Source organism: Rhodococcus sp. GXMU-t2271 (genome assembly GCF_041414735.1).
GTDB classification, from domain to species: Bacteria; Actinomycetota; Actinomycetes; order Mycobacteriales; family Mycobacteriaceae; genus Rhodococcus; species Rhodococcus indonesiensis.
This window is the reverse complement of sequence record NZ_JAUIZP010000048.1, coordinates 1-24,352: the sequence shown is the minus strand read 5'-3', so window position 1 is coordinate 24,352 and position 24,352 is coordinate 1. Positions and strand designations below refer to the sequence as shown.

Annotated in this window: 22 protein-coding genes; 12 read left to right on the top strand and 10 right to left on the bottom strand. The window is 70.3% G+C overall.

All coding sequences use genetic code 11. The features are described from left to right. Window positions 1-684: 684 nt before the first annotated feature. Window positions 685-1,518, top strand: a complete 834-nt coding sequence (locus tag QYS60_RS18385; RefSeq protein ID WP_054375000.1) for a 3-oxoacyl-ACP reductase family protein — start codon at window positions 685-687, stop codon at window positions 1,516-1,518. 50 nt (window positions 1,519-1,568) lie between these two features. Beyond that, on the top strand, window positions 1,569-3,434 hold the full coding sequence (locus QYS60_RS18380; protein WP_119699576.1) for a 3-oxoacyl-ACP synthase III family protein: 1,866 nt from the start codon (window positions 1,569-1,571) through the stop codon (window positions 3,432-3,434). An 85-nt stretch (window positions 3,435-3,519) separates the two neighbouring features. Here QYS60_RS18380 and QYS60_RS18375 read toward each other — a convergent pair whose 3' ends face one another. Beyond that, window positions 3,520-4,296, bottom strand: a complete 777-nt coding sequence (locus QYS60_RS18375; protein ID WP_371383869.1) for an alpha/beta fold hydrolase — start codon at window positions 4,294-4,296, stop codon at window positions 3,520-3,522. Between the two features lie 445 nt (window positions 4,297-4,741). On the opposite strand from QYS60_RS18375, the gene QYS60_RS18370 reads away from it, so the two are divergent. Then, complete coding sequence (locus QYS60_RS18370) at window positions 4,742-5,671, top strand: ABC transporter ATP-binding protein (RefSeq protein WP_371383868.1); 930 nt, start codon at window positions 4,742-4,744, stop codon at window positions 5,669-5,671. After that, complete coding sequence (locus QYS60_RS18365) at window positions 5,668-6,420, top strand: ABC transporter permease (RefSeq protein WP_371383867.1); 753 nt, start codon at window positions 5,668-5,670, stop codon at window positions 6,418-6,420. The genes QYS60_RS18370 and QYS60_RS18365 overlap by 4 nt, the downstream gene beginning before the upstream one ends. Before the next feature lie 56 nt (window positions 6,421-6,476). On the opposite strand, the gene QYS60_RS18360 is transcribed toward QYS60_RS18365, so the two are convergent. The 4 genes from QYS60_RS18360 to QYS60_RS18345 all read right to left on the bottom strand — a co-directional run bounded on the left by QYS60_RS18360 (window position 6,477) and on the right by QYS60_RS18345 (window position 10,069). Then, window positions 6,477-7,193, bottom strand: coding sequence for a maleylpyruvate isomerase family mycothiol-dependent enzyme (locus QYS60_RS18360; RefSeq protein WP_371383866.1), 717 nt, complete (start codon window positions 7,191-7,193; stop codon window positions 6,477-6,479). 10 nt (window positions 7,194-7,203) lie between these two features. Then, complete coding sequence (locus QYS60_RS18355; RefSeq protein WP_289380486.1) at window positions 7,204-8,025, bottom strand: fumarylacetoacetate hydrolase family protein; 822 nt, start codon at window positions 8,023-8,025, stop codon at window positions 7,204-7,206. Window positions 8,026-8,031: 6 nt separating this feature from the next. Further along, window positions 8,032-9,102: a cupin domain-containing protein gene (locus tag QYS60_RS18350; protein WP_010592345.1), complete on the bottom strand. Its 1,071-nt coding sequence runs from the start codon at window positions 9,100-9,102 to the stop codon at window positions 8,032-8,034. Between the two features lie 124 nt (window positions 9,103-9,226). Continuing rightward, window positions 9,227-10,069 (bottom strand): IclR family transcriptional regulator, encoded by an 843-nt coding sequence (locus QYS60_RS18345; RefSeq protein WP_003936206.1) that lies wholly within the window; start codon window positions 10,067-10,069, stop codon window positions 9,227-9,229. Window positions 10,070-10,117: 48 nt separating this feature from the next. Between QYS60_RS18345 and QYS60_RS18340 the strand changes: the two genes are divergently transcribed. The 3 genes from QYS60_RS18340 to lhgO all read left to right on the top strand — a co-directional run bounded on the left by QYS60_RS18340 (window position 10,118) and on the right by lhgO (window position 13,916). Continuing rightward, on the top strand, window positions 10,118-11,368 hold the full coding sequence (locus tag QYS60_RS18340; RefSeq protein ID WP_289380482.1) for an aromatic acid/H+ symport family MFS transporter: 1,251 nt from the start codon (window positions 10,118-10,120) through the stop codon (window positions 11,366-11,368). A 37-nt stretch (window positions 11,369-11,405) separates the two neighbouring features. Further along, the gene (locus tag QYS60_RS18335; RefSeq protein WP_371383865.1) at window positions 11,406-12,602 is read left to right on the top strand and encodes an FAD-dependent monooxygenase; all 1,197 of its coding nucleotides are present in this window, start codon (window positions 11,406-11,408) and stop codon (window positions 12,600-12,602) included. A 108-nt stretch (window positions 12,603-12,710) separates the two neighbouring features. Next, the gene (lhgO, locus tag QYS60_RS18330) at window positions 12,711-13,916 is read left to right on the top strand and encodes an L-2-hydroxyglutarate oxidase (RefSeq protein WP_289380480.1); all 1,206 of its coding nucleotides are present in this window, start codon (window positions 12,711-12,713) and stop codon (window positions 13,914-13,916) included. Window positions 13,917-13,926: 10 nt separating this feature from the next. On the opposite strand, the gene QYS60_RS18325 is transcribed toward lhgO, so the two are convergent. Then, window positions 13,927-14,574, bottom strand: coding sequence for a dihydrofolate reductase family protein (locus QYS60_RS18325; protein WP_289380479.1), 648 nt, complete (start codon window positions 14,572-14,574; stop codon window positions 13,927-13,929). A gap of 88 nt (window positions 14,575-14,662) precedes the next feature. After that, the gene (locus QYS60_RS18320; RefSeq protein ID WP_371383864.1) at window positions 14,663-15,370 is read right to left on the bottom strand and encodes a type 1 glutamine amidotransferase; all 708 of its coding nucleotides are present in this window, start codon (window positions 15,368-15,370) and stop codon (window positions 14,663-14,665) included. Window positions 15,371-15,530: 160 nt separating this feature from the next. Here QYS60_RS18320 and QYS60_RS18315 point away from each other — a divergent pair, with 160 nt between their 5' ends. From QYS60_RS18315 to QYS60_RS18295, 5 genes are all read left to right on the top strand, one after another. Further along, window positions 15,531-16,184 (top strand): SDR family oxidoreductase, encoded by a 654-nt coding sequence (locus QYS60_RS18315; protein ID WP_371383863.1) that lies wholly within the window; start codon window positions 15,531-15,533, stop codon window positions 16,182-16,184. A 79-nt stretch (window positions 16,185-16,263) separates the two neighbouring features. After that, window positions 16,264-16,785: a flavodoxin domain-containing protein gene (locus QYS60_RS18310; protein ID WP_371383862.1), complete on the top strand. Its 522-nt coding sequence runs from the start codon at window positions 16,264-16,266 to the stop codon at window positions 16,783-16,785. Next, a complete protein-coding gene (locus QYS60_RS18305) occupies window positions 16,782-17,630 on the top strand; it encodes an alpha/beta fold hydrolase (protein WP_371383861.1) in 849 nt (282 codons plus the stop codon). Before QYS60_RS18310 ends, QYS60_RS18305 begins: the two co-directional genes overlap by 4 nt. Window positions 17,631-17,687: 57 nt before the next feature. Next, window positions 17,688-18,218, top strand: coding sequence for a flavodoxin domain-containing protein (locus QYS60_RS18300; RefSeq protein WP_371383860.1), 531 nt, complete (start codon window positions 17,688-17,690; stop codon window positions 18,216-18,218). Window positions 18,219-18,656: 438 nt separating this feature from the next. Then, on the top strand, window positions 18,657-19,676 hold the full coding sequence (locus tag QYS60_RS18295) for an alpha/beta hydrolase (RefSeq protein WP_371383859.1): 1,020 nt from the start codon (window positions 18,657-18,659) through the stop codon (window positions 19,674-19,676). A gap of 83 nt (window positions 19,677-19,759) precedes the next feature. On the opposite strand, the gene QYS60_RS18290 is transcribed toward QYS60_RS18295, so the two are convergent. The 3 genes from QYS60_RS18290 to QYS60_RS18280 form a co-directional block, all read right to left on the bottom strand. Continuing rightward, complete coding sequence (locus QYS60_RS18290; protein ID WP_371383858.1) at window positions 19,760-21,676, bottom strand: FAD-dependent monooxygenase; 1,917 nt, start codon at window positions 21,674-21,676, stop codon at window positions 19,760-19,762. Between the two features lie 3 nt (window positions 21,677-21,679). Continuing rightward, window positions 21,680-23,020, bottom strand: a complete 1,341-nt coding sequence (locus QYS60_RS18285; RefSeq protein WP_289380463.1) for an MFS transporter — start codon at window positions 23,018-23,020, stop codon at window positions 21,680-21,682. 134 nt (window positions 23,021-23,154) lie between these two features. Further along, window positions 23,155-24,090, bottom strand: a complete 936-nt coding sequence (locus tag QYS60_RS18280; RefSeq protein ID WP_289380462.1) for a LysR family transcriptional regulator — start codon at window positions 24,088-24,090, stop codon at window positions 23,155-23,157. Window positions 24,091-24,352: the final 262 nt, after the last annotated feature.

The following is a 24,352-nucleotide window of genomic DNA, read 5'->3' as shown; positions in this document are numbered from 1 at the left end:
CGGGGCAGTGAGCAAGCTCACAGGTTTGGGAACACGGGTGCGCGGGTACCGGTTTTCACCGCACACGAGCCCGGGCCGGGCCGCTACATGCACCTTGTTGGCACTCGGTGCTACCGAGCGGATGCCGCCACCACCGACGCGGTCTCCACGCACGTCGTGTCGAATATCGTTGTCATGCAGTATATTTGGAATCGATCTGATCGAATCGTCGACAAACCGGCTGCATGTACGCACCTGTCCTGACCTCCGGGTAGTATCGCGCGCCATTTCGAACCACCCTCTGGCCGTGACATTTTGTGACAAAGGTCCCGGAACGGACATGCAGTCGGCCGGTACGCGGGCAAACGTCACTGTCGACGTGTAATAGTTTGGAAGACAACACTATTCAATGTAATTAGCGTAAGTCATTGCACGGCACAACATCTTTGTCGTAGGACATGACACAAGCCGCGTAATGCTGCATCATTGATGTCGACAGGGGAGAACGAGCGGAGCATCTACGTGAATTCGGTTGGCAGGGGCGAATATCGCGGAGCGTGCAGGGACGCTCACATCAGCAACTCGCGGTAGCAGCCACGCCGACCGGAATCCGGGCACCGCCGCTCGGGACACCGGTATCACCGGCTCGACACATCTGTACTCGACGGCATCCGTCGAGCTCGCCGCATTCGAGGGAGAACCGACATGACCAGCACCATCGAACCGTCGTCCCGTACCACCGCCGCCGGCACCAAGCTGCGCGGCCGCGTCGCATTCGTGACCGGTGGAACGCGCGGCATCGGCGCGGCCATCAGCCGCAGCCTCGCCGCCCAGGGCGCCACGGTGGCTGCCGGATACGGCCGCAACACCGCCCAGGCCGACCAGTTCCTCGCGGGCATGCAGGCCCACGGCCAGGACGGCGTCGAGTACAGCGTGCACAAGGGCGACGTCGCGAACGCCGACGACTGCCGTCGCACCATCGACGAGGTCATCGAGCGCCACGGCCGTCTGGACATCCTGATCAACAACGCCGGCATCACCATCGACCGCACGGTGCTGAAGATGGAGGACGACGACTGGAACAACGTCATCGCCACCAACCTCTCCGGCACCTTCTTCCTGGCCCAGGCGGCGCTGCGGCACATGCTCGAGCGCGGCACGGGACGCATCGTCAACATCTCCTCGGTCATCGGCGAGACCGGCAACATCGGCCAGGCCAACTACGCGGCGTCCAAGGCCGGCATGTTCGGCCTGACCAAGACCCTCGCCAAGGAGGCCGCGTTCGCGCTGGCCCGCTCCGGCAAGCTCACCCCGGACAGCATCGGCGTCACCGTCAACGCCGTCACCCCCGGCTTCGTCGCGACCGAGATGGTCGAGACCATCCCGGACAAGGTCCTCGACCGCATCAAGAGCACCATCCCGGTCAACCGCCTCGCCGACCCCGAGGAGATCGCCCGCGTCGTGCACTTCCTCGCCGCCGACGCCTCGTCCTACATCACGGGTCAGGTGTGGGGCGTCAACGGCGGACTGGACATGTGATCCTGCCTTCCCGGCTCCACGAACTCACCCTCGACTGAACGGCCCGGCACATGCAGCCCTTCGAAACGAACCGCCACGGGCGGATCGTCTTCCCGTCCAACTTCTTTCCCGACATCGACTTCTCGACCGTCACCGATGTCGAGCAGCTCGACTCCGTGATCCGCCGCGACTTCGACACCAAGGCGCCGACGGCCTCGGAAATCCTCGCCCGCCACACGCGGGGCGACTACCGCAACAAGGTCGAACTCCTGCGCGATGTCGCACTGAATGCGTACTGGGCCAACCGTTTCGCGCTCACCATGTTCGACAAGCGGCCGACCCGCTGGGCCGACGTGCCGCGCACCCGCGACGACCTGTACATGCCGGTCCTCACGCCGTGGCCCGATCAGGAGAGCAAGGTCGCCGAGGTGGAAGCCGCCTTCCGGCAGCTGCCCGCCGGCTGGGACGACGCCGCCGAGGACTGCATCTTCGAGACCGTCTTCGACGTCTTCGCCGCCCGCAAGCACGTCGCCGGCGCCCTGCCGACGGTCAAGCCGACCGTCGCCCAGCTCACCGCCGACCCGAAGAACATGACGCTGCGGCTCGGCAGCTACGACCCGAACTTCCGGGTCTACAGCTACGACGAGATCCTCGACTGCCACGAGGACGTCCCCGCGCTCGAGGCGCTGCGGCGCTGGTCCATGGTGCTGCACAACCAGCAGCCCTGGGACCGCAAGCAGGTCGAACTCGTCGAGGTCGGCCAGCTCCGCGACGACGACTACGTCGTGGTGTTCCACCCCCGGGACCGGCACGTGCAGCGGTTCATCTCGCGGGTCACCTCGGGCCGGACCGCCCCGGCGCCCCAGCGCGCCGCCGTCGAACCCGTCCCGCCGGCCACGCCGTACCCGACGATCGACGTGCGCCGCGACTTCGCGGTGCAGCCGCGCATCGAGGCGCTCGCCGTCGCGCACGGTGACGTGGTGTGCACCAACGAGGACCTGATCCGCAACTCGGCGTACAACTGGTCGGCCATGACCGCCGACGAGGTGACCGCCAAGACCGGGATCGAGCAGCGCCGCTACACGTCGGGCTCGTTCTCCGAGCTCGCCCTGCAGGCGGCCCGCGCGGCCGTCGAGAAGGCCCAGGTCGGCCCGGCCGACATCGGGGCGGTGCTGGTGTGCACCTGCACCAGCGACCGGCTCATCCCCTCGCTCGCGACGTACCTGTCGGGCGAACTGGGCATCGCCCAGACGCACGCGTCGTTCGACCTGGTCGCGGCGTGCGCGGGACTGCCGTACGGGCTGGCCGAGGCGACCCGGATCCTGCAGCAGATCCGCCGTCCCGTCCTCGTGGTCTGCGTGGAGAAGTTCTCCGACAAGATCGGCAGTGTCCGTCCGTCCCGGATGATCTTCGGTGACGGTGCGGCCGCGCTCGTCGTCGGCGTCGCCCCCGAGGGTGCCGAACCCGACATCGAGTACCTGCAGACCTACGCGAGCGGACCCACCAGCGAGGTCAATTCGATCATCTGGCCCAACCCGGACTTCGACAACGCGATCACGGTGTACGGGCCGGAGGTCAAGAGCCTCGCGGGCCGCTACCTGGCGCAGATGCTCGACGAGGTCCGCGCCCTGCCCGGCCTCGACAAGGGCGAGTCGCTGCTCGACGACATCGACCTGGTCGTCCCGCATCAGGCGAACAAGACGATGATCATCGACCTGGCGGCCAAGGCCGGACTCGCGGCGGACCGGCTGTACTTCAACATCGAGAAGGTCGGCAACGCGTCGTCGGCGAGCATCCCGCTCGCGATCCACGACGCGGTGCGCGACGGCGTCATCACCGAGCCCGTGCGGATCTTCGCACCCGGCTTCGGCGCCGGAGCCGTCGCCGGCTACTCGGTGATGCGGATCGACCCGTCGGTCGTGGCGATCGCACAGTAGCCGACCCGGCTACCCGCTCGGCCCCCAGTCGTCCGCTGCTGCAATTGCAGTGGCGGACGACTGGGGGCCGAGCGGCTGTGCTCTGTCACGGCAACGTGCCGGCCCAGCCGACGAGCGCGTCCGCGACCTCGTGCGGAACCTCGGGGATCAGGGCATGTCCCGCGCCGGGAATCAGCACGACGGCGACCCGGTCGGCGCCGAACTCCTCCGTGAGCTCGGCCCGCGTCGATGCCGGGCGGAACACGTCGTCGCCGGCCTGCAGGTCCAGCAGCGGCGACGGGGCGAACGGCCACCAGGATTCCTTGTCGGTGATGGCCATCGCGCGGCGCTGCGCGACGATCGCCTCGGGCCACCAGCCGTCGAGCCACACCGACGGGTCGTGCCCGTCGGCGAAGAACACCGCCCGCAGGTGCTCGAGCCGCTCGGAGTCCGGCAGGGTCAGGTCGGAGCACTTGGCGACGCGCTCGGTGAGCGACTCCGGGAACCGGCGGGCACCCGCGGCGAGGATCGCGACCCCGCGCACCAGGTCCGGCCGATCCGTCGCGAGGACCCGCGCGACGTAGTGGCCGAAGGCGTGCCCCGCGAGGACGGCCGGGCCCGCCCCGAGCCGCTCGATCACCTCGGCGACGTCGCGGGCGAGGTCGTGCAGGTCGAGGTCGTCGAGCGGACCGCGGCTCGTGCCCACGCCGCGGGGCTGGGGGCGGATCGCGCGGAAGCCCGCGGCGGCGAGATCGGCTGCGATCGGATCGAACTCGTAGGAGTCGCGGCCGAGCGACGGCAAGAGCACCACAGCCGGGCCGGTTCCGTCGACGAGCACCTCGATCTCCACGTCGCCGAATGCGACGGTGTGTGTTTCGCTCATGCCGACATCCTTCCAGCGCCGACGTGCCGCACCCGTTTCCGGTGCGTGCAGGGCGGTAGCCGGTCGTCAGCTCCACGTCCCGCATTCGCGGCCGAGCAGATCATGCCCCGCGCCGAGGTCGAGCGGACCCCGATCGCCGTGATCTTCTCGATCAGGTAGCGGCCAGCCTTACAGGTCTTTGCCGGCTCTCCCGGAATGTCGGATGCGGATCCCCGATCGATCCCCGCCGTGTCTCTTCCTCCGCACCACATACCGCGCGATCAGGGCTGCAACAAGACCTGCCAGAGTCACCAGGTGGACCTCGTCGACGGACAGCCCCTTCTTGCGGGTCAGTCTCCTCGGCGGGGCACAGGGAAGGTAGAGGCCGAGGCCCCCGGGTCACTGCCTTCAGGTCGCAACATGATCACCGTGGACGGAATCCGGACGGCGGGCCTACGGTGAACCCATGGGGGCGGCAGTCGAGGTGCGGGGACTACGCAAGCAGTACGGGCGCACGGTCGCCGTGGCCGACGTGTCCTTCCGAGTCGAGCAGGGGGAGATCTTCGGACTGCTCGGCCCCAACGGCTCGGGCAAGACCACCACCGTGGAATGTGTGCAGGGGTTGCGGCGTCCGACCGCCGGCAGTGTCGAGGTCTTCGGGTACGACGCCGTCACCGAACCGATGCGCGTGCGGCGCATCGTCGGCAGCCAGCTCCAGGATTCGGCGTTACCGGACCGCTTGCGCGTAGGCGAGGCGCTGCAGTTGTTCTCCACGATCAACCCGGGCGGGCCGCCGTGGCAGCACCTGCTCGAGGAGTGGGGCCTGGCGGAGCGGCGTAAGGCCGCATTCGGTGAGCTGTCCGGCGGCCAGAAACAGCGTCTGTTCGTCGCCCTGGCACTGATCGCCGATCCGAAGCTGGTGATCCTCGACGAGATGACCACCGGTCTGGACCCGGCCGCGCGACGGATAGCGTGGGATCTCGTCGCCGCCGTCCGGGACCGCGGCTCGACCGTGATCCTGGTGACTCACTTCATGGACGAGGCCGAACGGCTCTGTGACCGTCTGGCCGTGCTCGTCGACGGCCGCGTGATCGCCGGCGGCACGCCGGCCGACCTCGTCGCCGCGTACCAGCCCGTCAAGCAAGTGCGCTTCACCGCTCCCCCGGACACCGATCTCGACTTCGTCGGCACCGTGTCCGGCGTCGCGGCCGTGGACCGTGGACCCGACGGCACGGTCCGGGTCAGCGGCACGGGGCCGCTGCTCGCCCGCGTCGCCCATGCGCTCGTCGCGCAGGGCATCGAACCCGACGACCTGCGGCCCGAGCTGCCCACACTCGAGGATGCCTACCTCGCGTTGACGGCCGACCACGGTGCGGGTTCCGGGAGCGGCGGATGAAGACGTTCGCCGCGATGGCCTGGGTGGAGATCAAGCTCTTCGCCCGGGAACCGCTGACGGTGCTGTACGTCCTCGTGCTGCCGGTGGTGATCCTGTACGTGCTCAACGGTGCCTTCAGCAGCCAGCGGGCCGATCCGACGGTCTGGGAGGGGCTGCGCGCCATCGACTTCTACACGCCCTCCTACGTGGCGCTGGTGGCGGCGACGGCGGGGGTGCTGTCGTTGTCGGTACACCTTGCGGGTTACCGGGAGCAGGGCGTACTACGACGCTTCCGGGCCTCGGCGATCGCGCCCGCGACACTGGTCGCCGCGCACATGGCGGTGACCGCCGCCATCGCCACGGCCGGGGTGATCCTCCTGACGGCCGCATCCATACTCGGCTACGACGCCCCGTTCCCGCGAAACCCACTCGGATTCGCCGCCGCCTACACACTCGTCACCGCGGCTTTCGCCGCACTCGGCGCGCTCCTCGGAATCCTCATGCCCACCGCACGCGCCACCCAGGGCCTCGGGGTGCTGCTGTTCTTCACCTTCATGATGCTCGGCGGCGCCGGCCCGCCGCGCGAGATCCTGCCCACCACGATGGGCCGGCTCGGCGACGGCATCCCCCTCACCTACGCCGCGCGACTGCTGCGCGGACCCTGGCTGGATCGAGGCTGGGATCTCGGTGCGGCTGCCGTCATGGCCGGGTTGCTGGTCGTCAGCGTCACTGCGATCGCGTGGCGGTTGCACGCGGAGGACACGCGCTGAGCTTCGGGGGCCTGCGACCGTCTCCGGTCGCAGGCCCCCGTTGCCGTATGCGGTGGTCAGAGCCAGCGCGGTGGTTGCTCGTCTGCGCCGGCGGTGAGGCCGACGGCGCCACGTCCGGCGGCCCAGCGCACGACGGCGGCGAGCGGGCCGCTCACCTTCGCGGTCGTGCCGGGCTCGTCGCGGACCGCGACCGGGGCGCGGCCCTGCACCTCGAGCACGAGACCGGCGCCGAGGTCCTTCTTGCGCCACATGCCCACGATGTCGTCGAGCAGCGACTCGAGGACGACGGGCGGGAAGTCGCCGAAGCGCGCACCGTTGCCCAGGTCCACCGCGTGGATCCACACCTCGCGGGTGCGCATCCACGCGGTCTCCTCGGCCGGCACCATCCGGCCCTGCGCGGTGCGGACCTGCGCCTGCCATGCCGACTCCGGCAGGTGCCGCCACTTCTCGTCGAGCCGGGCCACGGTGTGGGCGAACAGGTTCCGCAGCGCCGCGGCGTTCAGGGTGGCGCCTTCGGCGATCTCCTGTGCGCGCTGCTCGGTGGAGGCGTACATGGGCGTCTCGACGCCCGTGGCCGCCCAGTCCATGAGCCGGCACAGGGCCGCGGCGTTGTAGCCGACGTGCGCGACGAGGTGCTTGCGGGTCCATCCCTCGAGCGCGGTCGGGGCGTCCAGCTCGTCGTCGGTGAGTTCGGCGAGCCGCTGGGAGAAGTACGCGGTGCCGCGCCGGGCGATCAGCAGCCGCTCGGACAGGTCGAGATCGTTGAACCCCACAGGCGTGCTCCTACTTGACGACGGTCTTGTTGCGCACCGTACCGAGGCCCTCGATGCTGACCTCGACGGTCTCCCCGTTGCCGATGTAGCGGGCGGGCTTGCGGGCGTGCCCGACGCCGCCGGTGGTGCCGGTGATGATGACGTCGCCGGGCTGCAGGGTGACGATGTGGGAGATGTAGTCCACCAGCTTGGCCGGGGTGAACACCAGGTCGTCGGTGGTGGCCGACTGCATGACCTCCCCTTCGAGCCGGGTCTCGATGCGGCTGCCGAGGGTGTAGTCGGTGCTCAGGAACGGACCGAAGCCGCTGGTCTTCTCGAAGGTCTTGCCCTGGTCCCACTGCAGCGTGCGGTACTGGTAGTCACGCATCGTGTAGTCGTTGATCACCGAGTAGCCGGCGATGTACTGCTCGGCGTCGGCCTCGGACACCTGGTAGGCCTGCTTGCCGACGACGACGGCGAGCTCGGCCTCCCAGTCGAGCTGACCGGCGGCGTACTCGGGGACGATCACGTCGTCGTAGGGGCCGGTGAGGGCCTCCTTGAACTTCGAGAACAGCGTCGGGTACTCGGGCAGGTCGCGGCCCATCTCCTTGATGTGGGTCGCGTAGTTCAGGCCGACGCAGACGATCTTGCCGGGGTGGGGCACGACCGGCGCGTAGTCGGCGTTTGCCAGGTCGACGGTGCGGCCGGCGGCCTGCTCGGCGACGGTCTTCCAGTTCGGGTCGGCCAGCAGCGCGGACAGGTCGGCGTAGCCGTCGATCACGGTGGCGGTGGTGTCGGAATCGACGCGCACGGCGGCGGTGGTGCCGTCGAGGCGGAGGGTGGCGAGTCGCATGTCGGGTCAGGCTCCTTCGGAGATGTAGGTGCGGTTGAAGTGCAGGCGTTCGACGATGGGGGCGTCGGAGAAGGCGAACAGGTCGACGCCGCCGTCGGTCTCGAGCGACCACTCCACCCAGGACGGCACGACGATCATGTCGCCCTTGGTGACGTCGTGGTCGGTGCCGCCGAGGTGGAACCGGCCTTCGCCCTCGAAGACCTGGAACACGGTCGAGCCGACGTCGCGCCGGGTGCGGGTGTGGGCGCCGGCCCGCAGCCGGTGGAACTCGGCGCGGATGGTGGGCATGACGTCGCCGCCGGTGGTCGGGTTGGTGTACCGGATCGCGGCATGGCCCGGTTCGGGGGTGGCGGCGTAGCCCTCGTCCTCGAGGGCGAGCTGCTCGTTCAGCGCGGCGTCGGTGTACTTCCAGCGGTAGCACGCGATCGGCGAGCTGGCCTTGGCGTCGAGACCGACCAGCGGGCGCAGGCCCGGGTGCACCCACAGCCGCTCGGAACGGGAGACGTCGGGGGTGGACTCGTCGGTCACCCCGTCGGATCCGAACTCGAAGAACCCGGTGTCGGTGTAGTTGACGAACGGGATGTCGAGACCGTCGATCCACGCCATCGGGTGGTCGGTCTCGTTGTGGTGACCGTGGAAGTTCCAGCCGGGGGTGAGCAGGAAGTCGCCGCGGCACATGGCCACCGGATCGCCGTTGACGACGGTCCACACGCCTTCGCCCTCGACGACGAACCGGAAGGCGTTCTGCGAGTGCCGGTGCTCGGGCGCGGTCTCCTTGGGCCCGAGGTACTGGATCGCCGCCCACAGCGTGGGGGTGACGTAGGGGACGCCGCCGAGACCGGGGTTGGCCAGGGCGATGGCACGCCGCTCGCCGCCGCGGCCCACGGGGACGAGGTCACCGGCCCGCTGGGCGAGCGGGTACAGGGTCGACCACTTCCAGACGAACGGCACGGCCTTCGACGTCGGCACCATCGGCATCAGGTCGCCGAGCTGGGTCCACAGCGGGTTGAGGTGCTCGGCCTCGAAGTCCGTGTAGAGCTGCTGGAGCTCGGGATCGGTGTTCTCGGTTGCGGTCATGACCTCTCCTCGTGAAGCGGGACACATGCGGCGTTGATCTCAACGTAGGTCCCCCGGTCCCGCGCAGCCCATGCAATTCTTCTATACGGAATATTTGCCGGGCCTGCTGTCGGGGCACCGTGCGTCACTCGATGTGCGCGACCTCGACCTCGATCCCCCGGATCGCCGCCCGCATCCGGGAGACGAGGGGACCGTTGAGGTGCTGGCGGTACCGCGTGACCGGCACGGCCGCCGTGAGCGCCGCGATCGCCCGTCCCTGCCCGTTGCGGACGGCGACACCGAAGGCGGCGACCCCCTCCTCCGTCTGCTCGACGTTGACGGCGAACCCCACCTTGCGGGCCGCCTCGAGTTCGGTGAGGAACACCTCGAATTCGCCGGGGGCGAGCCGGCGGTCCACCCCGTAACCCACGGTCGGGCGCGGATCGACGTGCGGCTCCTCCGGCGGCCGCAGGTAGAGCTGCTCGAGCGTCTGTCTCGGCAACTCCGCCAGCAGGATTCGCCCTCCAGCGGTGAGTTCGGCGGGGAGCACCTGCCCCTGCCGGTCACCGACCCGCAGCATCGACTCGGACTCCGCGGAGTAGAGAAACCGGGCCTGCGACCCCACCCGGACGACGAGGTTGATCGTCTCGCCGGTCAGGATCGCCAGGGCCTCCATGTGCGGCCTGCTGATGTCGGTGAGCTCCCGCGTCCAGCCCTGTTGCGCGGGCCCCACCCCCATCGCGGGACCGGGATGGTAGCGGCGCTTCTCGTCCTGCACGGCGAACCCGCGGTAGACCAGCATCGAGAGCAGGCGGTGGGCCGTCGACGGCGCCGTCCCGAGTTCCTCCGCGGCATCCTTGAGCCGCAGCGCGCCGACGTCGCGGAGCATCTGCAGCAACCGCAGCGCGTTGTCCACCGACTCGAGCGCATACGACGGCCGAGTGATCGTCTTGGACGCCTTCTTCGACGCCGCCGGTTTTTTCTGCACAACAGAACTTTATTGCACCGGCGTAGTGGGGCGCATCACGGTAGAGGCATGCACAGTTCCCCCGACGCCGTCGCCTCCGGCGACCGCACGATCGTCCTGCATCGCGGGACAGCGCTCGCCGTGATCGTCTGCTGGCTGTTCGTCGTCTTCGACGGGTACGACCTCATCGTCTACGGCAACGTCATCTCGAGCCTCCAGGACGAGTGGGGCATCAGCGCCGCGACCGCCGGCACCCTCGGCAGCCTCGCCTTCCTCGGCATGATGATCGGGGCGGTGCTCGCCGGGCGCCTGTCCGACGCGATCGGCCGCAAGCAGGCCGTCATCGGCTGCGTCGTGGTGTTGTCGGTGTTCACCACGCTCTGTGCCGTCGCGACCGGCCCGATCATGTTCGGGGCGATGCGGCTGATCGCCGGACTGGGCCTCGGCGGCCTGGTCCCCACGTCGAACGCGCTGGCCGCCGAACTCGTCCCGCCGCGGTGGCGTGCCGCCGTCGCGACGATGATGATGTCGGGCGTGCCGATCGGCGGGTCCGTCGCGGCCCTGCTCGGCATCCCCGTCATTCCCAACTGGGGCTGGCGCCCGATGTTCCTGTTCGCCCTCGTGCCCCTGTTCGTGCTGGTGCCGCTGGCGCTGAAGTACCTGCCCAACACGCATTCCAAGACCGACGCCCCCGTCGGAGGCGGTTTCCGCGAACTGCTCGGTGCCCGGTTCCGGACCATCAGCATCATGTTCGCCCTCGTCACCGTGGTGACGCTGCTCGCCTGGTACGGACTGGGCACCTGGCTGCCGAAGCTGATGCTGAACGAGGGCACCGACCTCGGCAGCGCCCTGACCTTCGCGCTCGCGCTGAACCTCGGCGCGGTGGCCGGTTCGTTCATCACCGCCTGGGGCGGCGTGCGGTTCGGCACCGTGCCCACGAGCATCGTCGCCGCGTTCGTCGCCGGTGTCGCGCTGCTCGCCCTGCTGCTCTCCCCACCCACCGCGATCGTGTACGCGATCTTCGTGCTCGCCGGCGTCGGCACCCACGGAACCCAGTGCCTGATCATCGCGGCAGTGGCCTCCTACTACCCCGACCACCTGCGCGGCACCGCGCTCGGCTGGGCTCTGGGCGTCGGCCGGATCGGCGCCGTCGCGGCCCCGCAGATCGGCGGCTTGCTGCTCGCCGCCGGGCTGGGCGCGAACTCCAACTTCATCCTCTTCGGTGTGAGCGCACTGATCGCTTCGCTGCTGCTGACCGTCGTGTGGAAGCGATTCCCCGTCAGCGACGACGCGCCGCGCGGGCCGGTCCTCGCCCACTGATCCACCCCTCATCTCGATACCGACCACAAGGAGTGTCATGTCCGATCTGAAGGACGCACGGGTTCTCATCGCCGGCGGCGGAATCGGCGGCGTCGCCAACGCCCTCGCCCTCGCCCTCCGGGGTGCCGAGGTCACGCTGTTCGAACGCGCGTCGGAGTTCGGCGAGGTGGGCGCCGGACTGCAGATCGGCCCGCACGGCTCGCGCATCCTCCAGGCCCTCGGGGTCTACGACGAGGTCATCTCCAAGGGGGTCCTGCCGAAGAACCTCGTCTTCCGCGACGCCGTCACCGCCGAGATCCTCACCAAGGTCGACCTCGGCCACGACTACCAGCAGCACTACGGCGGCGTGTACTTCGTCGTGCACCGCTCCGATCTGCACTCGGTCCTCGTCGAGGCCGCCCGCCGGGCCGGCGCCGACCTGCGCACCGACGCCGCCGTGCACGACGTCGTCACCGAGGGCGACAAGGTCCGCGTCGTTCTCGAGAGCGGCGAGGAGCACGTCGGCGACATCGCCCTCGGCATGGACGGCCTGCACTCGCGGCTGCGCCCGAAGCTGTCCGACGACAAGCCGGTCGGCTCCGGGTACGTCGCCTTCCGCGGCACGTTCCCGATGAACGAGGTCCCGCTCGAAGAGGAGATCGAGGACGTCGTCGGCTACATCGGCCCGCGCTGCCACTTCATCCAGTACCCGCTGCGCCAGGGCGAGATGCTCAACCAGGTGGCCGTCTTCCAGTCGCCCGCCTTCCTGCGCGGCGAGGAGAAGTGGGGCAGCCCGGAAGAACTCGCGCACGCCTACGACCACTGCCACGAGAGCGTGCAGACCGCGCTGAAGTACCTGTGGACCGACCGGTGGTGGCCGATGTTCGACCGCAACCCGATCGACAACTGGGTCGACGGCCGCATGATCCTGCTCGGCGATGCCGCCCATCCCCCGCTGCAGTACCTCGCCTCCGGTGCCGTGATGGCCCTCGAGGACGCCAAGTGCCTGGCCGACTACGCCGCCGAGGACTACCGGGGCGACAACGCCAACTGGCCGAAGATCCTGCGCGACGTCAACGCCGAGCGCGCCCCGCGCTGCAACCGCATCCTCACCACCGGCCGCATGTGGGGCGACCTGTGGCACCTCGACGGCGCCGGCCGCGAGGCCCGCAACGAGCTGTTCCGCACCCGCGACACCTCGAGCTACAAGTACACCGACTGGCTGTGGGGCTACAGCTCAGACCGCAACCGCTGACCCCACCGTCGCCGGCCCGGTCGGCCGAACGAGCGGGCCGAATGTCACACCGGTTCGATTGAATCGAACCGGTGTGACATCCGGCCACGGGCTCGTAGGCTGGCGCGCATGGGGTCACTGCGGGCTGCCGTCGTGGGCGGGGGGATCATCGGGGCCGCCACCGCGCGCGAGCTGGCGATACACGGCGCCGACGTCACGCTGTTCGAGAAGGAGCCCCGGCTCGCCGCGCACCAGACCGGCCACAACAGCGGCGTCGTGCACGCCGGGCTGTACTACCCACCCGGCAGCCTCAAGGCGCGCCTGTGCCGGCGCGGGGTGCACCTGCTCGCCGAATTCACCGCCGCCCGCGGCCTGCCGTACGACGAGTGCGGCAAGATCGTCGTCGCACTCGACGAGAGTGAACTCGGCCGGCTCGACGCCATCCACGAACGCGCCGTCGCCAACGGCGTGCCCGGGATCCGCCGCATCGGGCCGGACGAGATCACCGGCATCGAGCCGCACGCGCGCGGCATCGCCGCCCTGCACTCCCCGCACACCGCGATCGTCGACTACGCCGCGGTGACCACCGCGCTCGCCACCGACGTCGACGCGGCGGGTGGCACCGTCCGGCTCGCGACGCCCGTCACGGCGATCCGCCCCCGCGGCGACGAGGTGCTGGTCGGCACCGACACCGGCACGGACAGCTTCGACCTGGTGATCACGTGCGCGGGCCTGCAGTCGGACCGGCTCGCCCACGGTGCGGGCGATCGCGCGACGCCCGCGATCGTCCCGTTCCTCGGCGACTACCATCTGTTGCGGCCCGAGGTGGCCGGACGGGTGCGCGGGTTGATCTATCCGGTGCCCGATCCGCGGTACCCGTTCCTCGGGGTCCACCTGACCAAACGGATCGACGGGCAGATCATGGTCGGTCCCAACGCCTTCCTCGCCCCCGGCCGGGAGGCGTACGACCGCAGGTCGCGGTCGCTGCGTGACCTGCGTGACGCCGTGTTCTTCCCCGGCTTCCGCAGGTTCGCCGCGCGCAACGTCCCGGCCGCGATGCGCGAGTTGCGCACGGCGGTGAGCATCCGGCGGTTCGTCGCCGAGGCCGCGAAGTACGTGCCCGGACTGACCGTCGCCGATGTGTTGCCGGGCCCGCGGGGGATTCGCGCGCAGGCGATGGAAGCCGACGGCTCGCTCGTCGACGACTTCGTCATCACCGGGCACGGGCGCGTGGTGCACCTGCGCAATGCGCCCTCCCCCGGCGCGACGTCGTCGATGGCGATCGCCGAGTACCTGGTGGAGGCGGCGCTCGAACGGGCGGGCCTGCAGACCTGACGTCCCGGTGTCACCGTCGCCAGAACAGGTGGTGGATCACTCCGCTCGGGCTGGGCACGACCTCGAGGTGGAACCGGTCGAGCAGCTCGTCGGGCGACTCCCACAGTCGCACTCCGGCTCCGAGCTGCACCGCCGGCACCACCGCCACGTGCATGGTGTCGACGAGGTCGGCGTCGAGGAATTCCCGGATGGTGGTGGCCCCGCCGCCGAGCCGGACGTCCCTGCCCTGCGCCGCCTCCCGTGCCTGCGCGAGGACCGTGGCCGGGTCGCCGTCCACGAAGTGGAACGTGGTGTCGGACAGCGTGAACGACGGTCGCGGATGGTGGGTCAGCACGAACACCGGGGTGTGGAAGGGCGGTTCGCCGCCCCACCAGCCGCGCCAGTCGTGGTCCTGCCACGGCCCCCGCTGCGGGCCGAACTTGTTCCGGCCCATGATCTCGGCACCGATGTTGTGGGCGAAGTCCCGCGTGAAGTAGTCGTCGAGGCCCCGGCTCCCGCCCGGGTCGGTACGGTTGGGCCAGCTCGCGGTCGCGCCGGCCCACGCGAACATCGAACCGGGGTCCGCGTGCCCGAACGGCCGCTCGAGGCTCTGGCCTTCCCCGGCTCCGAAACCGTCCCCTGAGACGGCGAAGTTCTGAACCTTCACCAGCTGATGCACCGGGCACCTCCTGCACTGTCGACAGCATTGCACAGGTTCGGACTCCGCGAGGCGGACGAATTCATCGGCGCACGAGAGATCCGTGCGTTCACACGACGTACGTCTCGAGCCACCGCTTCATCACGGCGGTGGCGTGCGCGAGCGTCTCGGGCTGCACCGACCGCAACTCGGCCGCGACGACGCCGGCCGTCCCGGGCCCGAGAGCCGCCTCGAGCGACGCCCGGTACTCGTCGATCGCGAGCCAGTCGGTCAGCTGGCCGGCGTCGGCCTCGAGATGGAACTGCACGCCGTAGCTGCTTCCGTGCCGGAACACCTGGTTCGGGTAGGCCCGCGACGAGGCGAGCAGGGTCGCGCCCGCCGGCAGGTCGAAGGTGTCGGCGTGCCACTGCAGGACCGGGAACGTGGCCGGCAGCTCGCCCCACACCGGATCGGCCGCCGAGGCGTGCGCGAGTTCGACCTCGCACACACCGACCTCCGGGAGGGGACCGGTGCGGACGTCGGCGCCGAGGGCCGCGGCGAGCAACTGGGCGCCGAGACACACGCCCCACACCGGGATGCCGGCGGCCCCGGCCGCCCGCAGGTAGGCGATCTCCTCGCCGAGCCACGGCACTGTCGCGACGTCGGCGACGCCCATCGGGCCGCCCATGACCACGACGGCGGCGTAGTCGAGGGCCGCGGGCACCGGGTCGCGCCAGAGCCGCACGGTGTGGACCTGCGCGTACTGCTCGAGCACCGGCAGGTACGCGGCCGGGCCCTCGCATTCGACGTGGCGGAGTTCCAGGACGACAGGGTTCATCGCCCCAGCATGCCCGTTGTACGTTGCCGCGCGGGTGCCCGGAGCGTGAACGTTCGGTGAGCGGACGTCGCCGGTCCGTGCTCCCCCACCGACGACCGTTGCCGTGGTGCGATGGGAAGGACGCGGTCCGGCGGGCGGGCCGACGACGGAAGGAGTCGACATGGCACGGATCGTGATCATCGGCGGGCACGGAAAGGTGGCACTGCACCTCGAGCGGCTGCTCGCCGACGCCGGCGACGAGGTGACCGCGGTGATCCGCAACCCGGATCACGCGGACGACGTGCGCGCTGCGGGTGCGACGCCGGTCGTGGCCGACGTCGAGCACCTCGGCGTCGACGACCTCGTGCCGCTGCTCGAGGGGCACGACGCGGTGGTGTGGTCGGCGGGCGCGGGCGGTGGCAACCCGCAGCGCACGTACGCCGTGGACCGCGACGCGGCGATCGACTCGATGACGGCGGCCGAGCGTGCGGGGGTGCGCCGCTACGTGATGGTGTCGTACTTCGGGGCCGGCCCGGACCACGGCGTCCCCGAGGACAACGGCTTCTACGCGTACGCCGAAGCGAAGGCAGCCGCGGACGCGCACCTGCGCGGCACGGACCTGGACTGGACGATCCTGGGCCCGAGCGCGCTGACCCTCGATCCGCCGACCGGCCGGATCGCGACCGGCCCGGACGCCGGCAAGGGACAGGTCTCGCGGGCGGACGTGGCGGCAGTCGCGGCTGCGGTGCTGCACCGGCCCGCGACGGTGCGACGCACGATCGAGTTCAACAACGGGGACACCCCGATCGAGGACGCTCTCGACGCCCTCGGCTGAGATGCCCTTGACGGGCACTGCGGGCGAGACCGATCGTGGAAGCGGTCGGCAGTATCGGCTCGACGACAGGGGCACCACAATGAAGGTTCTCGTTGCGTACGCCAGCCGGCACGGCGCCACCGCCGGGATCGCGGAGCGGATCGCCGAGGTGATCCGGGCGGAGGGCCACACGGCGGACACGGTGGAACTGCCGGCGGCGGCATCGGTGGACGACTACGACGCCTGCGTCGTCGGCAGCTCGGCGTATCTGGGGCACTGGGAGAAGGCGGCGAGCGCGTTCGTCCGCGAGCATCGCGACGGGCTCGTCGCCCGGCCGGTCTGGCTGTTCACCAGCGGACCGCTCGGCACCGAGGAGGTCGACGAGCAGGGACAGAACGTGCGGGAGAGCGCCTCCCCGCGGGAACTGCCGGAGCTGACCGATGCGATCGCGCCCCGCGAGCATCACGTGTTCTTCGGCGCGCTCGACCCGAAGACGCTCGGAGTCGGGGCGCGGGTGATGCGCAAGCTTCCTGCCGGCCGGAAACTGCTGCCCGAAGGAGATTTCCGGGACTGGCCGGAGATCGAGGACTGGGCGCGGAGCATCGTCCGGGCGCTGGCGTGATCGCAGCGCAGGAGGGCACCTGGGACTCGGGCATGCCCTACCTGTGCGCCGGGACGGGACCGCCGCTGCTGTTCATGCCCGGCTTGTCCACTCACCACCGGCAGCCCCGCGGCTTCGACCGCCGCACCCAGCTCGCGCAGATCGCGCCCTGGACTACGACGCGGCAGGTGTGGTGGGTGAACCGCCGGCCGGGCCTGCCGCCGGGGACCACCATGGCCGACCTCGCCCACGACTACGCGGTGGCGATGCCCGGCCGCTTCCCCGGCCCGGTCGATGTGCTCGGCGTCTCGACCGGCGGCAGCGTCGCGCTCCAGCTGGCTCTCGACCATCCGCAGCTGGTGCGCCGACTGGTGCTCGTGGCCTCGGCGGCCCACCTCGGCCCCGGCCGCGACGTGCAGCGACGGGCCGCGGCGGCCGTGCGGGCGGGGCACCCGCGACGGGCGATGGCGGCGCTCGCGGCGACGACGGGCGCGCGACCGTGGTCGCGCCGGCTGTTGTGGGTACTGGGATGGCTGCTCGAGCCGTCGGGCGCCCGGCACGGATACGACGATTTCCTCGTCGTCGTCGACGCCGAGGACCGGTTCGACGTGACCGCCCGGCTCGGCGAGGTGACGTGTCCGGTGCTGGTGCTCGGCGGTGACCGGGACGGGTTCTACGGCGCCGACCTGTTCCGGGAGGTGGCGGACGGTGTGCCGCGGGGACGAGCCGTCGTCCGGCCCGGGGTGGGCCACCTGGGCGTGATGTCCGGCGACCGGTGGGTGCGGGACGCGTCGAGCTTTCTCGACACGCCCGACGCGCCGGGCTTCCCCGGGACGTGGCAGCCGCCTTCCGTCGCGGCCGGATAATCGGCAGGTCCGGCGCGGCCGGATGATCATCGGGACAGGCCGGCGGAGGGAGCGCACGTGAAGGTACTGGTCGCGTACACGACGGCGTACGGGGCGACGCGCGGCGTGGCAGAACGGATCGCGCAGCGGCTCACCGAGGCCGGGCACGAGGCGGACCTGTGCGATCTCGCCGGGCCGGTCGATCCGTCGGCCCATTCCGCCGTCGTGCTCGGCAGCTCGGTACACAACGGTCAGTGGCTCGCACCCGCCGCCCGTTTCGCGGATCTGCATCGCGCGCACCTCGCGGGCAAACCCGCGTGGTTGTTCTCGGTGCAGACCGTCGGTACGACGAGCGCCATGATCTCCGCGCGCCTCGCCCGCTGGGTGCGACCGAAAATTAGGGAACCGAAGGTGGCGGCCACGCTGCGGGCGACGGCGAACGTGCGCGAGTACCGGGCGTTCGCCGGCGCGATCGAGCCGGAGCAGTGGCCGGGGATCGTGGGGCGGGTGGTGTTCCGCCTGGCCGGCGGCCGGTACGGCGATCACCGGGACTGGGCCGACATCGATGCCTTCGCCGCGCGGATCATCCGGAACATCGACGGACTGTAGGGCCGAAAATCACATTTCCGATCGACCTCGTATTTCACGCGAACAGAACATTTCGGTAATTCTCCGGCACCTCGTCCGCGACGTTGCGAGAAAATTCTATTTCTGTTGAAGAACACCCTGAACAGCGACGATACTCGACGGTCGGCAAAACAGGTTGATCGGTATCCTCGTACACCTGCGGCACGCCCGTGCCCCGTGTTACACATGGAAAGGACACCCGCACATCGAACGAAAGGGCTCGCATGTCTGCGCAAATTCTGGAATTGCTCGGCTCCCTCGACCTCGGGGAAATCCTGGCGCGGCTGCTCGACAGTCTCGGTAGTTGATCGTCGGAGAATCGAGGGTCCGCACATGCCCCGTGCGGACCCTTTCCCGTCGCAGCATCTCTCGCCGTAGCATCGAAGATCCGGGACCTGCCGACCCTCGAAGGTGACTCTCATGCGCCGTGCGCGATCGTCCCGCTCGCGAACGACCGCGGCGCTCTCGGCCGCCCTGATCGGGGCCGCCCTCCTCGTCGGCGCACCCGCGGTCGCCCAGCCCGATCCCGGTGGCTCGTACATCCAGCGGGTCGAGGAGCACGGCGCCCGGCAGCGCACCCTGTTCGTGTACTCGGCGTCGATGCAGCGCGTGATCCCGGTGGCCGTGCTGACGCCGCGGGACACCGGTGCCCCACGCCCGGTGCTGTATCTGCTCGCCGGTGCGGGCGGCGGTGACGGCGGCACCCTCACCTGGCTCGACCGTACGGACGTGGCCGACTTCTTCGCCGACAAGGACGTCAACGTCGTGCTGCCGCTCGACGGCGCGTTCAGCTACTACACCGACTGGAAGCAGGACGACCCTGTCCTCGGCCGGAACAAGTGGACGACTTTCCTGACCCGGGAACTGCCGCCGATCGTCGACGCGGCTCTCGGCACCACCGGAGCCAATGCCATTGCGGGCCTGTCGATGTCGGGCACTTCGGTCCTGAGCCTCGCAGAGTCCGCGCCGGGGTTGTACCGCGGGGTCGGTGCCTTCAGCGGCTGCGCCCAGACCAGCACCCGTCCCGGCCGGACCTACGTCGAGCTCGTCGTCGAGGTGCGCGGCGGAGGCGACACCGACAACATGTGGGGGCCCGAGGGCGATCCCGCCTGGGTGGCGAACGATCCGTACGTCAACGCCGAGAAGCTGCGCGGAACGCAGATCTACCTGTCCAACGGCACCGGGCTGCCCGGTCCGTACGACCGGCTCGATCATCCGAACGTCGGCGGCGACCCGGCGAACCTCGCCGAACAGGTCGTCGTCGGAGGCATCATCGAGGCCGCCACCAACGAGTGCACGCATCAGCTGGCCCGCCGCCTCGCCGAGCTCGGCATCCCGGCCACCGTCGACTTCCGGCCCGTGGGTACCCATTCCTGGGGCTACTGGCAGGAGGACCTGCACCGCGCGTGGCCGATGCTCGGGGCCTCGGTGGGTGCCTGAGACGCGGCGGCGCAGGGGGTGCCTGAGACACGACGGCGCCGACGCCCGGGATCGCCGGACGCCGGCGCCGTCGCCAGACGGAATCAGGCCTGTGGCGCCAGTTCCCGGGTGGACACCGGCGACGTGTCGGTCGCCGCTGCGATGGCTTCTTCGAACTCGCGGTGACCGGCCTGCGACCCGAGCTGCAGCGCGAGCCGCACCAGGAAGCCTTCCCGGTCGGACGGATCGACCTGGTCGAGCGCGTCGGACAGACCGAGCCAGACGTTCTCACGACGCTGCTCGTCCTCGGTGAGGATCTGCGCAGGCCGCGCGGGGACCGCCGGCCCCTCGGGGGCCGTGCCGGCGCGGAGCGCAGCGGCCACGCCGGACAGGTCGCCGACCGGCACCCGGCACAGCAGCAGCCCGTCGGGCCGGATCACGAACGCCTCACCCCCGATCGCACCGAGCGCTTCGGCCAGGTCGGGCGCGTCGAGCACCGTGACCTCGTCGGCACCGGAACTGTCGGCGCCGACGACGACGGCCCGCACACTCTCCGGCGCCAGTGCGGCGGCGAGGTCGGCCGCGGCCGCGGAGAGCGCGGCACTGCCGGCGGCGTCGAGACCGAAGCCCACGACCGCGAACCCGTTGCCGCGCACCGCGTTGAGCGACGACTCGGTGCTGCCGCCGACGGCGGCGACCCGCACGCGGCGGTCCTCGACGGGGTCACCGGGCAGGACCCCGGTCAGGCCCTCCGCGACGGGCCAGGTCAGCGGCGACAGCCGGGCGTGGGTGGCGCTGGACTGGCGCGGGTTGATCAGTTCCCCGAATTCGGGGCGGTTCACGGCGAGGGCGAGCACGGCGTCGCGGGTGGTGCGGTAGCCGTGGGTTCCCGGGGACATGATGAGGGTGGACTTGCCGGCGTTCGCGACGTTCTGCTCCCAGGCGTCGTGCCGCTCGATCGAGTACGCCTGCAGCAGCGCGCGATCGGCGTTGCCGTGGACGACGGCGGCGAGCTGCCAGGCCAGCGTCTCGGCGTCCTCCATGCCGGAGTTCAGGCCGCGCACGCCGAAGATCGGCACGAGGTGTGCGGCGTCGCCGGCGAAGAGGATGCGGTCGTGGGTGAACTCGCGCAGCGCAAGGGCGCGGGCGCAGTAGAACCCATGCCACTCGAGCGTCCAGGGCAGGTCGTTCTGCAGCCAGTCCAGGTGCTTGGTGATGCGGGCCCGGATGGCGTCCTCCCGGGTCTCGATCTCCGCGTCCTCGGACGGATCGAGCTGGTAGTCGATGCGCCAGATGTTCTTCGGCTGCTTGTGCATGATGATCGTCGAGCCGGGGTTGCTCGGCGGATCGAACCAGACCATGCGCTCGGCGGGCAGCTCCGACTCCCAGTGGATGTCGGCGATGACGTAGCGGCCCTCGTAGTTGGTGCCCTCGAGTCGCAGACCGGCGAGTTCCCGCATGCGGCTGCGGCCGCCGTCGGCGGCGACGACCCACGCGGCCCGCAGGTGGCGCTTGCCGAAGGCGGTGTCGACCTCGAGGGTCACCTGATCGTCGTCCCGCAGGATGCCGGCGATGCTCGCCTGCCAGTGCAGGGTGATCAGCGGGTTCTGCTCGATGGTGTCGACGACGATCTGCTCGTACTCGGACTGCGAGACGTTGATCATCGGCGGTCGCACGTCGAACTCGCGTTGCGGCATCCGGAAGTGCAGCACCTGCTGGTCGCGGTAGAAGCTGCGGCCGCCGACCCAGGGCAGGACGATCTTCTCGAGTTCGGCACCGAAGCCGAGGCGTGCGGCGGCCTCGAGGCTGTGCCGGGAGATGCAGATGGCGCGGCTGCCGAAGGAGACCTGGTCTGCCGCCTCGAGGATCGTCACGGGGATGCCGCGCTGGGCCAGGCCGAGGGCGACGGCCATGCCGACGGGTCCGGCGCCGACGACGACCACGGGCAGCGCCTCGGCGTCGGGCTGCATCGACGCGAAGTCGGAGGCGGGGTACTTGCGGGGCTGGTAGTAGGTCGACATGTCTCAGGCCACTTCCTGCTCGGACCGACGGGATTGCGCCACCGCGACCGCCGGGTCGTGGGGGTGACGGAGAAGAAGGATGCTGACCAGGCTGACGAGCGCGATCAGCACGAAGTACGCGGTGACGGCGAGCGAGGTGCCGAAGGCCGCGAAGAGGGAGGTCGCCACGATGGGGGCGAGGCCGCCGCCGAGGATCGCCCCGATCTGGTAGCCGAGCGACGCGCCGCTGTAGCGGATGTGGGCGGGGAACAGCTCGGCGAACAGGGCGGACTGGGGTCCGGCGCAGGCTCCGAGGACGAAGCCGAGGGCGATCATCGCGACGAGCATCACGGGCAGCATCGCGGTGTCCATCAGCGGGAAGAACAGGGCTGCGACGATCACGAGGGCGCTCGAGCTGATGATGTAGACGCGGCGCCGGCCGATGATGTCGGACTTGTAGGCGCTGATCGCCATGCCGGCCATCCAGAACGGGCACGAGGCGATGAGCAGGAACAGCATCGTGGACTTGCCGAAGCCCAGCTCCGCCTCGCCGTACTTGAGGACGTAGACCATGTAGGCGTAGGCGATGCCGTTGGTGGCGACGAAGGTGCCGCCGGCGAGCAGCACGGTCTTCCAGTGCTTGACGAGGACCTCGGCGAGCGGGAGCTTGACCTCACCGGCCGCATCGCGGCTCGCCTCGAAGTCGGCGCTCTCCTCGAGCCCGAGCCGGATCCACATGGCGACGACGACGAGGACGGCGCTGAGCAGGAACGGCACGCGCCAGCCCCAGGCCGCGAAGGCGGCATCGTCGAGGACGGCCGTCAGCGGCAGGAAGACGAGATTGGCGAGGAGGACGCCCGCGGGGACGCCGATCTGGGGCGCGGCGCCGTAGAGGCCACGCTTGCCGACCGGGGCGTTCTCGGTGGCGACGAGGACCGCGCCGCCCCATTCGCCGCCGACGCCGAGGCCCTGGACGAAGCGCAGGGCCACCAGCAGGACCGGGGCGGCGACGCCGATCGCGGCGTAGTTGGGCAGCAGGCCGATGGCGACGGTCGCGAAGCCCATCAGCAGCAGCGAGGTGACGAGCATCGACTTGCGGCCGACGCGATCACCGAAGTGACCCATGACGATGCCGCCGATGGGCCGGGCCACGAAGCCGACGGCGAGGGTTGCGAAGGCGGCGAGGGTGCCGGCCAGTTCGGAGGTTCCGGGGAAGAACTGCGGCCCGAGCACGAGGGCCGCGGCGGTGCCGTAGATGAAGAAGTCGTACCACTCGATCGCGGTGCCGACGAAGCTGCCGAGCGCGGCCTTGCGGGCCTTGCGCTGCAGTACCTCCGGCGAGGGCGCCGGTGCGGTGATCGTCATGGGTGCTTGCCTTTCACGATGCGGCCCGCGTCACGGCGGACCCGGCAAGCATGACCCCCATCACAAGCCGTTGAAAAGCTCAACTATTCGCGCTGTTTCCCCGGAAAATCCGTGGTACTCGGGATAACCGCACTTCAGGGCCGTGCACTCGGTGTCCCAGCGGTGGAGGCGAAGTGAATGAATGCTCGTGTCACCCGGCTGAGCATCGAATCCTGATGCCACGCGACGACCACGTCGACCGAATCCGGAACCGGGTCGACGAGCGGCCGGACGACGAGCGGGAGATTCTCGTACGTCACGTCGAGCGGGGGCCGCTGCAGCAACAGGGTCCACCCGAGGCCACGGCCGACGAAGGCTCGCGCCGTCTCGTAGTTGGAGGTGCGGTAGGCGACGCGCGGCGCGAACCCGGCGCCCCGGCACACCTCCATCGCGTGGTTGCTGCTGGGCGGCGCGTCGAGCAGCACCATCGGGTCGTCGCGCAGGTCGGCCAGCCGCACCGGACCGTTCCCGCCGGCGAGACGGTGGTCCGGGCCGAGCAGCACCATCGGCTCGCGCGTCATCAGGGTCGCCTTGCGCCATTCCACGGACAGTTCGAGGTCGTAGACGATCGCGAGGTCGAGCTCGCCGTTGTCGAGCTGGGTGCGCAGCCGGTTCTGGGTGTCCTCCCGGAACTCGACCCGCGCCCGCGGGAAGCGCTGGGTGAATCCGGCGAGCAGCCCGGGCAGTACGGTCGGCCCGAGGGCGGGATAGCACCCGATGGCGACGGGTCCGGCCACGCTGCCGCCCGCGCCCACCGCGTCGGCCTGCAGTTCGCTCGCCTGGTGCAGCAGCACGCGGGCGCGGGCGAGCACCGCCTCCCCCATCGCCGTGAGCTGCACGCCCCGCGCCCGCCGTCGCACGGCCAGTTGCGTCTGGAGGGATTTCTCGAGGTCGGTGAGCGCCGCGGACAGCGCGGACTGCGACAGGTGCAGCCGCTCGGCGGCGCCGCTGATCGTTCCCGTCTCGGCGACGGCGACGAACGCCGCCAGCTGGCGCATGGTGAAGGTGGGAACCGCGTCGGGCCGGGTCATGCAGGCCACGGTATCGAGCGGGAGCTTCTCGTCCCCAGCGGGAGGTTGTCGCCGGTGCCACTCGACGAACGGCACATCGACAGCCCGGTGGTCGCGACAACCTCCCGCTCGCGCCCGTCGCGGCGCTCAGGTGGGCGCGCAGCAGCGCCACGTCTCGTCCGGCATCGACCGAGCGCGGTGGGGCCGGGCACCTGTGCGGTGCCCGGCCCCACCGGTGACGCGGATCAGGCGGTCAGGTCGACGTCCTTGCTCTCCTTGACGA

What these genes read in the sequence shown, in the direction of transcription:
- QYS60_RS18320 (WP_371383864.1), bottom strand. Translation starts at nt 15,370, where the DNA reads ATGAACCCTGTCGTCCTGGAACTCCGCCACGTCGAATGCGAGGGCCCG.
- QYS60_RS18335 (WP_371383865.1), top strand. Translation starts at nt 11,406, where the DNA reads ATGTCCGATCTGAAGGACGCACGGGTTCTCATCGCCGGCGGCGGAATC.
- QYS60_RS18350 (WP_010592345.1), bottom strand. Translation starts at nt 9,102, where the DNA reads ATGACCGCAACCGAGAACACCGATCCCGAGCTCCAGCAGCTCTACACG.
- QYS60_RS18295 (WP_371383859.1), top strand. Translation starts at nt 18,657, where the DNA reads ATGCGCCGTGCGCGATCGTCCCGCTCGCGAACGACCGCGGCGCTCTCG.
- QYS60_RS18280 (WP_289380462.1), bottom strand. Translation starts at nt 24,090, where the DNA reads ATGACCCGGCCCGACGCGGTTCCCACCTTCACCATGCGCCAGCTGGCG.
- QYS60_RS18315 (WP_371383863.1), top strand. Translation starts at nt 15,531, where the DNA reads ATGGCACGGATCGTGATCATCGGCGGGCACGGAAAGGTGGCACTGCAC.
- QYS60_RS18310 (WP_371383862.1), top strand. Translation starts at nt 16,264, where the DNA reads ATGAAGGTTCTCGTTGCGTACGCCAGCCGGCACGGCGCCACCGCCGGG.
- QYS60_RS18375 (WP_371383869.1), bottom strand. Translation starts at nt 4,296, where the DNA reads ATGAGCGAAACACACACCGTCGCATTCGGCGACGTGGAGATCGAGGTG.
- lhgO (WP_289380480.1), top strand. Translation starts at nt 12,711, where the DNA reads ATGGGGTCACTGCGGGCTGCCGTCGTGGGCGGGGGGATCATCGGGGCC.
- QYS60_RS18340 (WP_289380482.1), top strand. Translation starts at nt 10,118, where the DNA reads ATGCACAGTTCCCCCGACGCCGTCGCCTCCGGCGACCGCACGATCGTC.
- QYS60_RS18355 (WP_289380486.1), bottom strand. Translation starts at nt 8,025, where the DNA reads ATGCGACTCGCCACCCTCCGCCTCGACGGCACCACCGCCGCCGTGCGC.
- QYS60_RS18290 (WP_371383858.1), bottom strand. Translation starts at nt 21,676, where the DNA reads ATGTCGACCTACTACCAGCCCCGCAAGTACCCCGCCTCCGACTTCGCG.
- QYS60_RS18365 (WP_371383867.1), top strand. Translation starts at nt 5,668, where the DNA reads ATGAAGACGTTCGCCGCGATGGCCTGGGTGGAGATCAAGCTCTTCGCC.
- QYS60_RS18370 (WP_371383868.1), top strand. Translation starts at nt 4,742, where the DNA reads ATGGGGGCGGCAGTCGAGGTGCGGGGACTACGCAAGCAGTACGGGCGC.
- QYS60_RS18285 (WP_289380463.1), bottom strand. Translation starts at nt 23,020, where the DNA reads ATGACGATCACCGCACCGGCGCCCTCGCCGGAGGTACTGCAGCGCAAG.
- QYS60_RS18385 (WP_054375000.1), top strand. Translation starts at nt 685, where the DNA reads ATGACCAGCACCATCGAACCGTCGTCCCGTACCACCGCCGCCGGCACC.
- QYS60_RS18380 (WP_119699576.1), top strand. Translation starts at nt 1,569, where the DNA reads ATGCAGCCCTTCGAAACGAACCGCCACGGGCGGATCGTCTTCCCGTCC.